Annotated in this window: 12 protein-coding genes and 1 pseudogene; 3 read left to right on the forward strand and 10 right to left on the reverse strand. The window is 65.9% G+C overall.

Annotation, left to right across the window (positions count from 1 at the left end; genetic code table 11):
- Positions 1-4: 4 nt before the first annotated feature.
- Together ABZ909_RS39505 and ABZ909_RS39510 are read right to left on the reverse strand one after the other, a co-directional pair.
- Positions 5-676, reverse strand: a complete 672-nt coding sequence (locus ABZ909_RS39505; protein WP_357010802.1) for a TetR family transcriptional regulator — start codon at positions 674-676, stop codon at positions 5-7.
- Between the two features lie 5 nt (positions 677-681).
- The gene (locus tag ABZ909_RS39510; RefSeq protein WP_357010804.1) at positions 682-1,080 is read right to left on the reverse strand and encodes a hypothetical protein; all 399 of its coding nucleotides are present in this window, start codon (positions 1,078-1,080) and stop codon (positions 682-684) included.
- A 55-nt stretch (positions 1,081-1,135) separates the two neighbouring features.
- Between ABZ909_RS39510 and ABZ909_RS39515 the strand changes: the two genes are divergently transcribed.
- Complete coding sequence (locus ABZ909_RS39515) at positions 1,136-1,531, forward strand: hypothetical protein (RefSeq protein WP_357010806.1); 396 nt, start codon at positions 1,136-1,138, stop codon at positions 1,529-1,531.
- A gap of 327 nt (positions 1,532-1,858) precedes the next feature.
- On the forward strand, positions 1,859-2,344 hold the full coding sequence (locus tag ABZ909_RS39520) for a DUF4265 domain-containing protein (protein WP_357010808.1): 486 nt from the start codon (positions 1,859-1,861) through the stop codon (positions 2,342-2,344).
- A 283-nt stretch (positions 2,345-2,627) separates the two neighbouring features.
- Here the strand turns inward: ABZ909_RS39520 and ABZ909_RS39525 are convergent, their stop codons facing one another.
- Positions 2,628-3,155, reverse strand: a complete 528-nt coding sequence (locus ABZ909_RS39525; protein ID WP_357010810.1) for an NUDIX domain-containing protein — start codon at positions 3,153-3,155, stop codon at positions 2,628-2,630.
- Positions 3,152-3,415, reverse strand: a pseudogene (locus ABZ909_RS39530) (DUF418 domain-containing protein); the annotation flags it as partial. The pseudogene ABZ909_RS39530 and the gene ABZ909_RS39525, both read right to left, overlap by 4 nt.
- Positions 3,416-3,694: 279 nt before the next feature.
- On the opposite strand from ABZ909_RS39530, the gene ABZ909_RS39535 reads away from it, so the two are divergent.
- Complete coding sequence (locus ABZ909_RS39535) at positions 3,695-4,147, forward strand: SRPBCC domain-containing protein (protein ID WP_357010812.1); 453 nt, start codon at positions 3,695-3,697, stop codon at positions 4,145-4,147.
- Between the two features lie 3 nt (positions 4,148-4,150).
- On the opposite strand, the gene ABZ909_RS39540 is transcribed toward ABZ909_RS39535, so the two are convergent.
- From ABZ909_RS39540 to ABZ909_RS39565, 6 genes are all read right to left on the reverse strand, one after another.
- Positions 4,151-4,375: a hypothetical protein gene (locus ABZ909_RS39540; RefSeq protein WP_357010814.1), complete on the reverse strand. Its 225-nt coding sequence runs from the start codon at positions 4,373-4,375 to the stop codon at positions 4,151-4,153.
- Positions 4,376-4,410: 35 nt separating this feature from the next.
- Positions 4,411-5,217, reverse strand: coding sequence for an HNH endonuclease family protein (locus tag ABZ909_RS39545; protein WP_357010815.1), 807 nt, complete (start codon positions 5,215-5,217; stop codon positions 4,411-4,413).
- Between the two features lie 273 nt (positions 5,218-5,490).
- Positions 5,491-5,988: a hypothetical protein gene (locus tag ABZ909_RS39550; RefSeq protein WP_357010817.1), complete on the reverse strand. Its 498-nt coding sequence runs from the start codon at positions 5,986-5,988 to the stop codon at positions 5,491-5,493.
- 146 nt (positions 5,989-6,134) lie between these two features.
- Positions 6,135-7,256, reverse strand: coding sequence for a nitronate monooxygenase family protein (locus tag ABZ909_RS39555; RefSeq protein ID WP_357010819.1), 1,122 nt, complete (start codon positions 7,254-7,256; stop codon positions 6,135-6,137).
- A gap of 139 nt (positions 7,257-7,395) precedes the next feature.
- Positions 7,396-7,806, reverse strand: a complete 411-nt coding sequence (locus tag ABZ909_RS39560) for an NUDIX domain-containing protein (protein ID WP_357010821.1) — start codon at positions 7,804-7,806, stop codon at positions 7,396-7,398.
- 19 nt (positions 7,807-7,825) lie between these two features.
- The gene (locus tag ABZ909_RS39565; protein ID WP_357010823.1) at positions 7,826-8,203 is read right to left on the reverse strand and encodes an ArsR family transcriptional regulator; all 378 of its coding nucleotides are present in this window, start codon (positions 8,201-8,203) and stop codon (positions 7,826-7,828) included.
- Positions 8,204-8,316: the final 113 nt, after the last annotated feature.

The following is an 8,316-nucleotide window of genomic DNA, read 5'->3' on the forward strand; positions in this document are numbered from 1 at the left end:
CCGATCAGTTGCTGAGGTCCTGGATGAGGTCCAGGGCTGGGTATAGGACGGGCCGCAGTGGACGGAGTCTCGAGAGTGCCACGATGCGTTCGACCAGTGGGGCGGTTCGGCGGATCAGTAGTCGGGTGCGTTCCTGGTCGGGGCTGCGGTCGTGGACCCAGAACAAGACGATGCCCATGTGGGCCAGCCACAGCAGATTCGGTAGCTCGGCCATCAGTCGCTTGTCACCCTTGACGTCGGTGCCGATGATCAGGTCGCTCATGATGGCGGTGGATGTCTGTCGGGCGGGTCGGCTTTCGTCGCTGAATGGGCTGAGCGGGCTGGTGGGTTCGGCGGCGATGGCGAAGAATTTGCCGCCGAACTCGTGGTAGGGCGCGGCTACGTCGACGAAGGCCTGTTCCATCGTCTGCCATCGGGCGGCGAGGGAGTCGCTGCGGGGGGCCTGCTCGACCTGCTGTTGGTGCAGGGCCTGGATGTGTTGGTAGAAACCCTGGACCAGGTGTTCCTTGGATGTGAAGTAGTAGTAGGCGTTGCCGACGCTGACACCGGCTTCGCCCGCGATCGCGCGCATGGTGGTCTTCGTATAGCCGTTCTGCTCGAACAGGCGCAGGGCGGCGTCGATGATCTGCTGGCGAGTTTCCTCGCCGCGCGCGGTCGCGGGCTCGGGGCGGGGCATGGGGCTCAGGCTAGCTGGGCGGCGTCGACCGGAACCGGGGGGTAATCGGCCTGCAGCTCCGTGTGTCGGCTGCGGCGGATCTTGTTGAGGGCGATCAGGTTTGCAAAGTGCATGCCGCCGAGTACGAGCAGGACCTTGCCAAGTTTCATGGCGAGTTCCTCGATCGCGACGCGCGCATCGTCGACCGGGACGCTGATGCGCAAGGCCAGTGCCACGAAGCCTGCGTTGACGAGCCAGAACCCGATGACCAGCAGATGATTCACGGCTTCGGCGAGGTCGCTGTCTCCATTCATGACATCCACCAGAAACCGCGCGCCGGTGCGATGCAAGACCCGTGCCACCCAGAACGTGACCGCCAAACTGACGGTTGTGTAGGTCGCATATGTGACGACGACAAGGTTCATTGTCCCAGCTCCCTTGCTGATTTGAACGTGTTCAACTGCGAGACTAAGTCATTTCTTGAACGTGTTCAAGTATGAGCAGCGCAACACGTTGAGCGCCAAAGTCTGCGCCCACCATGGCATCGGCATGCGATGCATGACCGCCACCGGTCAGCTCGGCGGCGCCGTCGCTTTCGCCGACTCGGCACCGGGACCGCGTAGCGCAGTCAGGCATACAGGGGTGCCGCACAGAGCGCGAGCTGCGCTGAAATCGGCTATGAGCGCGCACAGCAAGCGGCCGTACGGCACTCTGTCCGTTGATCTTCGGTTGCCCCGTGCTGGCCGGTTCGGTCAGCGCGGTATGCGGCTCGAGAGCCCAGTGGTGCGTACGTACCACTACCGTGTCGAGGACGTGGAAGGAGAGCTCGTGTTCGACGATGTCATCGGCCTGAGCCCCGAAGATGCCGCACGCTGAACCGTCCTCGTCGAGCAATGCCGTCCGATCCTCGCGAACGACGGAATGGAGGCAGTTCAAACCTTCCTGGCCGAGAGTGATGCGAGCACCATCCATGCAGTCGCAATCACCTGGGCGCTACTGGGTAAGCCAGGTACACCTCTCGGAGTCGCCATCGATGCCGTGACGTCGAGCGCGACTCGGAGTTGAAGCCGGGCGTGGCCTGGTCTGGGCGAACGGCGCGGGTATCAGCTAGCGGATGCACCGCGTGGGTGCGGGTACACGCCGCGCAGGATCAGCGCCCGCCGCTGCCACGGGTCGGCGGGCGCGCGATGGCAGAATCCATCCGTGTCAGATGATCGGAGTGCCTGCGGGCACAAGCATGTCCGGGTACTCGCAGGTTCGGGCCCGGGCGGGGAACCCGTCTACGAGGTGCTCCCCGCGAAGCCGCTGGAGCGCAACGACTACGAGATTCTCGGCAGCCCCGGCCTGGCCTATGATTTCGCCGCCGGAGACCGTCTGCGGGTGTCCGACGACGGCAGTTTCGAGGTGTTGCGGCGTGGGGGGAACCTCTGTGTGAGGGCCTACCCGACCGGCACACCCCCTTCGGATGCCGAGATCGGTGCGCTCACTGTGGGATTCGAGCGGCTCGGCGGAGTGGTGGAGATACCGCCCGACCGCCGATTCATCGTGGTCACGGTGCCGGTATCGGTCGGCTTTCCCGCGATAGCAGACCTGATCGGAGGATGGTCGGCCGAAAACGACTGCGCCTGGGGGTACGGCAACGTTTACGACGAGGACGACAACCCACTCGGCTGGTGGGTCAGCGACTGAACCGCCCCGACGTACGGCAATCGGCTACGGTGCATTCGGCCGGACTCGGATCGGCACGGCCAGTTGATCTTCCGCCGGCCCGCGCTGGCCGGTTCGGTCAGCGCGGCATGCGGCTCGAGAGTGCGTCGGCTACAGCGCGGGTCGCACGACCGTCCGCCATGCTGGCACGCCGGACCTATCGGCTCGCCGAAACCCACGAGGACACACTGCTGTTGGAGAGCCCGTTTTCGGCGGTCGTTCCGTTCGGCCGGTTGGATGGCTGACTCGGCTGTGGGCCCGTCGATCAGCGCGGGTGTAGTTCTGCTGCCAGCTTCAACAGGTCGGGGATGTGGGAGCCGTCGGTTGCGGCGCGGGGGATGGCTTCGGAGAGGGGGAAGGCGCGGACTTCCAGGATTTGTTCTGCGTCATCGGGGTTGGTGGGGTGGCCGGTGAGGGTGACGTCGGCGGTGCACCAGAGCCAGGCTTTGTGAGGGTGGGGTTGCCAGGGGCGGTAGGGGGTGGGGCGATCGGTGGTGGCGTAGTGGGCGCCGAATTGGTGGAGAGGGCCGGACAGTTCGGCGCCGGCTTCCTCGGCCAGTTCGCGGATCACGCAGGACTCGATGGATTCTCCGGCTTCGCGCGTACCGCCGGGGAGGATCCAGCGGTTCCGGTCGTCGCGGCAGAGGACGATGCGGTCGCCGAGGAAGCAGACGACGTGGATGTTGGTGACCAGGTGGTCCGGTGGGAGGTCGGTGGAGAACTGGACGTCGAGGCCGCCCCATTCCCACCGAGCGGGGGTGTGGAGGAGGGGGTAGCGGTCGGCGAGGGTCATGGTTCGACGGTACTGGGAGACGGGCGCAGGCGCTTCGGGCCGTAAGTGACTGTGCGGAGCAGAAATTCGATGGGGCCGTAGCGGTGGTGGCGGATCCAGCGGCGGGACAGGGCCAGTTGGGTGGTGTAGATGGCGAAGGCTATGGCAAGGACCGTCCAGTCCGAGAGGTGGCCGGCCAAGGCGAAGCCGTAGCCGGTGAAGATCAGGGCGGTGATCGCCGACTGGGTGATGTAGACGGTGGCGGCGAGCTTTCCTGCGGGGGCGAAGAGGCGACAGGGTCATCGCGGCGCCGGCGGCGAACCCGCTCGGGTCCGACATGATCTCGATATTGACCAGAAGGATTCCGCCGAGCGCGAATCCGCGCAGGGCGTCGAGTTCCCGCAGCCGGGGCACCACCGCTGTGGCCCGCTCGTCCGTCATGGGCCGACCGTAGGGTGGCGCGATCGCGCCCCGGATCACTCGTGCGGGTGAGAGGGCCATCCCTCCGTGGAGTGACGGCCCGCCCCACCGTCCAGAACTGGTTTCAGTATTGTTCCCCTATGGCCTTCGTCATCGACAAAAGCGTGGAGATCGACGCGCCCGCCGAGCTGGTCTGGCAGGTGCTCACCGACGTGGACAAGTACGGGGAATGGAATCCCTTCTGCCTGGAGTGCAAGACCACCCTCGAGCCGGGGTCGCCGATCGACATGAAGGTGCGGCTGGTCGGGCCGAAGCCCAAGCAGCAGCGCGAGTTCATCCGTTCCCACACACCGGGTAAGGAATTCAGCTACAACATGAAGCCCGCGCCGCTGGGCCTGCTCAGCAGCGAGCGTTCGCACACCCTGACCCCGCTGGAGGACGGCCGCACCCGCTACCTCTCGCACTTCCAGCTCAACGGACCGCTGGCCCCGGTGGTCGCCGGCCTGCTGGGCGGCGCGCTGACCACCGGGTTCGAGGGCATGACCGACGCCGTCAAGACGCGGGCCGAGGCCCTGAAAGCCGTGCGCGACTAGCGCTCACGCCTCGAACGGCAGCACATTGCCGGCGGCGTCGCGGCCACCGCTCTCGTTCTCGATGGCGGTGGCCAGATCCTGCACGCTGGTCCAGCGGCGGGGTTCCTCGTCCTCCAGATTGCCGATCGTGTACCAGGTGGCGGTGCCGCGATAACGCACCAGCCCGTGGCCCGAATAATCCAGCGTCACATCGAGATCCCCGGAGACCGTTCCCTCTTCCCGGGTCATGACGGCTGCCTCGCTGCGGATTTCGACGACGGCGACTATGTGAACTCTCCCTTGCTGACACAGTCCTTCACCGCGGTCTGCAGTGCGGTCTGCTCCTTGGCATCGACGTTCAATCCGTACTTTACTTTCACCTGGATGTAGCGCCCGATATAGGCGCAGCGGAAAGTCCCGGGCGGCAGATAACTCGACGGATCCTGGTCGCCCTTGGAGCGGTTGGCGGTGGGATCGGAAATCACCAGGTTCAGCACGTCATTGGCGATATGACGCCGGGTGTCGTCGTCGAAGTTCGACGCACCCGAGCGCCACGCCTCGGCCAGCGCCACGATGTGATCGATGTCCAGCGCCGACGAATCGGTGGTCCACTTGTAGGGCTCGAGGGCATTGGTTTTCTTGTCCATGACCCCGTACTGGTCGCGCCAGCCACCATTGGTGCCGACGCTCAGTTTGCAGCTGCTCGGATCCAGCTTCACCGGCCCGGTCGCATCGCGCAGCAGCACCACGTCACGGGTGGTGCAGCGGCTGTACTGCGCGAAGGCGTCACCGAATCCGTGTTCGGGCTTATCGGTGTCCCAGTGCGGGAATCGGTTGCGTGAGTAACCGGTCATCGGCAGTTCGTCGGCCGCCTTCAGTTTTCCCAGCAGACTGCCGATCTCCTTGGCCGATCCCGCCGGTTGAGCGCCGCGATCCGGAATCGGTGGGCCGCCCGCGTCCGGTTTACCGGTGCCGACATGCTTTTCGAGGAAGGCGGCCACGATGGCCAGCACAATCACGAACAGTAGCGACACCGCCGCTTTCAATAGGCGGCGCAGGGCGGGGGAGGAACGGATCTTCGACGATGTCACCGCGCATCACCGCCCGCGGCGGCCGGGGACAGGGGCTTCGATAGGCGTGACGGCTTCGTGTGCAACATATCCCGCAAACCTTGGCAATCAGCGACCCGAAACGGCAAGCCACACGTAGGTTTTCGAGACCGGTGTCACACCGCGCCCCGAGAATTCGCGTTCGGAATCGGACTCGCGGTACACCCGCCACAATTCCATATTGGGTCGCGCCGACAGCGAAAACAATGACGGAGCAAGGATTTCCGCACGGTCTCCGGCGCGTCACCATTCATGCTAGATCTGATGCCACCAGGCTATGAAGAACGCCGTGCCGCCCGCGCACAGGGCGATGGCCATCGGTACCGGCCACCACGGCCCGCCGCGGCCCAGCAACCGCTGGGCTAGACGCTGTTCGAGCATTCCGAACCCGGCGATGAGCAGTATCCACAGGGGGAGTGGCAGCGCGCCCCCGGCGAAATGCACCGCCCACGCGCCGGCCAATGTCGGCCCGCCCCAGGAATGTTCGAAATCGTGCGCGGCCACCAGGGGATAGCAGATGCCGCGCACCGCGGCCAGGACCATCAGGAACGCCGCGAACCAGGCGACCAATCCGACCGCGACCGCCAGCACCGTGTGCACTGCGGTCCGCCACGGTCCCGGTTCCCGCAGCTCGAACGGCGCCCGGAACACCCGCCGCATCACCCGGGCCCGAACCCCCGTGGGCGCGAAGGCAACCGGTACCGAGAGCAGCGCGTAGTACGCGGCCCGCAGTACCCGCTCGACCTTGCCCATGGGTACAACCCTAGCGCCGGCCGATCGTCCGACCCGGCAGCCCGCGACCTGGTGCCGCGCCCGCCGGATATGCGTCGGCGCGCCGGGCAGCCCTTACCCGACGCGCCGATTCGCCTGAGGATCAGGTGGTGTCGATGTTCTGAGAATCAGGCGTTGTTGAGCTTGTTCAGCCGCTCGCAGGACTCCAGGTACTCGGTGATGAGCCGCTGTACCACGTCGGCGGAGCGCTCCATCTTGTTCATCATGCCGACGACCTGGCCGACCGGGTTGAAATTCACGTCCTTGGCCTGCTCCGGGTACCGGTGGCCGCGCTTGACGCCGTCGAGGGCGACCATCATCTGCAGCGGCATGCCCAGCGGTTTCGGGGTGTCGGGGCGCTCCCACGCCTCGGTCCAGTCGTTCTTGAGCATGCGGCAGGGCTTGCCGGTCCACGACCGCGAGCGCACGGTGTCGAGACTGGTGGCGTCGATGTAGGTCTGCATCTGGGCGGGCGGCACATTGGCCTCCTCCACGGTCAGCCACAGCGAGCCGGTCCACGCGCCCGCCGCGCCCATGGCGAGAGCGGCCGCGACCTGTCGGCCATTGCCGATGCCACCGGCCGCGAGCGCCGGCATGTCGCCGATGGCGTCGATGACCTGCGGCCACAGCACCATGGAGGCGATCTCACCGCAGTGGCCGCCACCCTCGGTGCCCTGCATGACCACGAAGTCGAGCCCGGCGTTCTTGTGGTTGAGCGCGTGCTTGACCGAACCGCACAGCGCGCCGATGAGGCGGCCGGAGTCCTGGATCTGCTTGATCACGTCGTCGGGCGGGGTGCCCAGGGCGTTGGCGACCAGCTTGGCCTTGGGGTGCTCGAGGATCACCTCGATCTGCGGGGCGACCGTGGTCGCGGTCCAGCCCAGCAGCTGGTTGTGGTGCTCCTCCGGCGGCAGGTGCGGCACGCCGTGGTCGTTGAGGATCTTCTCGGCGAAGTCGCGGTGCTCCTGCGGAACCAGCTTGGCCAGTTGGGCTTCCAGCTCCTCGGGGCTCAGGCCCTCGACGCCCTTGCCCTCGTATTTGGAGGGGATGACCAGGTCCACGCCGTAGACGCCCTGCACGTGCTCATCGAGCCACTGCAGCTCGACCTCGAGCTGTTCGGCGGTGAACCCGACCGCGCCGAGCACACCCAGACCGCCCGCATTGCTGACCGCGGCGGCCACGTCCCGGCAGTGGGTGAAGGCGAAGATGGGTACGTCGATGCCGAGGCGATCGCAGATCTCGGTACGCATGGTGTGGTGGGCTCCTCTGAACTTTCCGGCAATGGAAATGTTATGCCCACCACACTAGAACATGTTCTACATTCGGACCAGTCTCTCGATGCCTACCCATAGGTCACTGTCAACAACATGTTCTAGTTGCCGGGAGCGGTCAGCCGTGTGCGAGCAGGCCGTCGGCGTGTAGATCGTCGAAAAGTAGCTGGTCCACGGGCGGGACGTGCGGTCGATCGGCGTAGGTGAACCAGGCGATCTCGTCGATCTCGCTGCTGGCCGCGAGGGTGCCGGCGTAGTCGGCGGTGTAGCAGGCCATGCGCACGACGGCGTCGGGAATCAGGGCCTCGTAGGTGCCGACGTGGGCGGCGGTGTCCGGTGCGAGTTCGACCGTCAGCTCCTCACGGATCTCGCGGACGAGGGTTTGCAGATCGGTCTCCGCGCCCTCGCGTTTGCCGCCGGGAATGTAGAAGACGTCCTTGCCGCGCGGCCGCGCGCACAGGATGCGACCGTCCTCGATTCGCACCCAGGCCACCGTGTCGATCAGCCGCTGCTCCCGCTCCGTCTGCATTGGCGCAGCCTAGCGGGCGTCAGTCTGCGGGTTCCCATGCGGCGACGAGGTCGAGCAGGCCGGGGAAGCGGGTTTGGAGGTCGTCGATGCGGACCTGGCTGCGGCGTTCGAGGCCGTACTGGCGTTGGCGGGTGACACCGGCTTCGCGCAGTGCCTTGAAGTGGTGTGTCAGTGACGATTTCGGGCGGTCGATGCCGAACCAGCCGCAGGAGTGGTCGTAGGCCTCGGATTCGAGCAGCAGCTTCTGGACGATGTGCAGACGCAGCGGGTCACTGAGCGCGCCCATGACGGTCTCGAGTCGCAGCTCGTCGAGTCCGGGTTCGGGCAACGGATCCGGCACGGCGGCCGGTTCCGCGGGGAGCGTGAACTTCGGCGCGGGGCGCTGGCTGGCCGGCATCGATGAACTCCTCACTATCGGCTTGTACGACTTTGATCGTACAGCATGCTATGTTCGACTCCGTTCGTACTAGTTCGAGTCAATTCGAACTTTGAGTGGAGGTAGTGGAAGTG

The sequence above is a fragment of the Nocardia sp. NPDC046763 genome, from assembly GCF_040645495.1.
Lineage (GTDB): Bacteria > Actinomycetota > Actinomycetes > Mycobacteriales > Mycobacteriaceae > Nocardia.